This is a genomic window from Peribacillus sp. P4_C12 (assembly GCF_056402095.1).
This window is the reverse complement of sequence record NZ_JBFUIB010001092.1, coordinates 1-697: the sequence shown is the minus strand read 5'-3', so window position 1 is coordinate 697 and position 697 is coordinate 1. Positions and strand designations below refer to the sequence as shown.

Genomic DNA, 697 nt, shown 5'->3' with positions numbered 1-697 from the left:
GGTGAAAAGGAGATCAAGCATAGCGCTAGTGACCTTATATGATTTCAAATAAATACGTTGATAAATATATTGACTTGTATGAGTCGGGTAAAATCAAGCTCAATGAAGAGCGTGTAATGTTAATTGATTATCTACAAAAACACGTGTTGATACGTGATGATATATATTTTGATGAAGAACTAATCGAAAACTTTATTAAATTTGCAGAAAAATGGTACTTCCCACTAGCGCCTTTTCAAAAATTTATTTCGGCGTTTGTCTTTCTTTTTTATAAAGAGGATAACGCTGTTTTTTATGAGCAATTTCTAATCATGATGGCTCGTGGTGGCGGGAAGAATGTACTTATATCTGCATTGGGTCATTTCTTTATAAGTCCTTTGCATGGTATCCCAAGGTACAATATCTCTATTTTTGCCAACAATGAAAAGCAAGCAAAGGTCTCTTTTAGAGAGGTTTATGAAACAATCGAGTCGCATGAATTATTGGAAGACATGTTTTATCGCTCAAAAGTTGAAATAACAGGAAATGATACAAAAAGTGTAATGCAATACCACACATCGAACGCAGGATCTAAAGATGGCCTTCGTGATGGGTGTGTGATCTATGATGAGATTCACCGATATGAAAATTTTGATGTTGTAAACGTATTCTCTAGCGGACTTGGAAAAGTGCCGAATGCTGGAAAAGTGCCGAATGC

General features: G+C 35.6%; 1 protein-coding gene. It reads left to right on the top strand.

All coding sequences use genetic code 11. The features are described 5' to 3' along the window. Positions 1-38 precede the first annotated feature (38 nt). Positions 39-697: terminase large subunit domain-containing protein (locus AC1DUW_RS31505; RefSeq protein ID WP_477644537.1), on the top strand; the 659-nt coding region annotated here is incomplete at its 3' end.